This is a genomic window from Burkholderia sp. BCC1640, assembly GCF_902833125.1.
Classification (GTDB): Bacteria; Pseudomonadota; Gammaproteobacteria; order Burkholderiales; family Burkholderiaceae; genus Burkholderia; species Burkholderia diffusa.
On the sequence record NZ_CADFEF010000112.1, the window covers coordinates 1 to 693 of the forward strand.

Annotated in this window: 1 protein-coding gene; it reads right to left on the bottom strand. The window is 66.8% G+C overall.

Annotated elements, in window-relative coordinates; genetic code table 11:
- Positions 1-693, bottom strand: a 693-nt coding sequence (locus HWX25_RS32710; protein ID WP_244138835.1) for a cytosine permease, incomplete at both ends; no start/stop codon positions are given.

Below are 693 nucleotides of genomic sequence, written 5' to 3' on the forward strand. Positions count from 1 at the left end.
CGAGGTGCCACGCGGCAGGTAGCGCGAATAATCGGCCACGTAAGGGCCGAAGGCGATCTGCCAGGACTCCGACAGCGACATCGACAGCAGGAAGCTGGCGATCGAGAAATGACGGTTGGTCAGCAACGCGCCGAGATCGTGGTTCGAGAACAGCCGCGCGAACATGAACAGGAAGGCGATCACGCCGATCACGCTGCCCACGCGGCCGACCAGGTGGATGGTGCGATAGCCGAGGATGGTCAGGACCACGATGCAGATCGCGAACAACGCGATGCCGGCCACCTCGTCGACGCCGAGCAGTTGCGCGAGCGCCGTGCCGGCCAGCACCGAGCCGCTCGCCGTGAAGCCGATGTACATCAGGCAGTCCAGCACCAGCGGGATCGTCGCGCCATAGACGCCGAACTGCACGCGGCTGGAGATCATCTGCGGCAAGCCGAGCTGCGGCCCCTGCGCGCCGTGCAACGCCATCACCGCGCCGCCGATCAACTGCCCCAGCAGCAGCGCGACCAGCGACCAGAACACGTCGCCGCCCAGCACCACGGCCAGCGCCCCGGTGACGATCGCGGTGATCTGCAGGTTGGCCGACAACCACAGCGTGAACTGGCTGGCGAGGCTGCCGTGGCGCTCCGCATCGGGGATGTAGTCGATCGATCGCGATTCGATCAGCTCGCCGCTCGCACGGCCCTCTCTCTG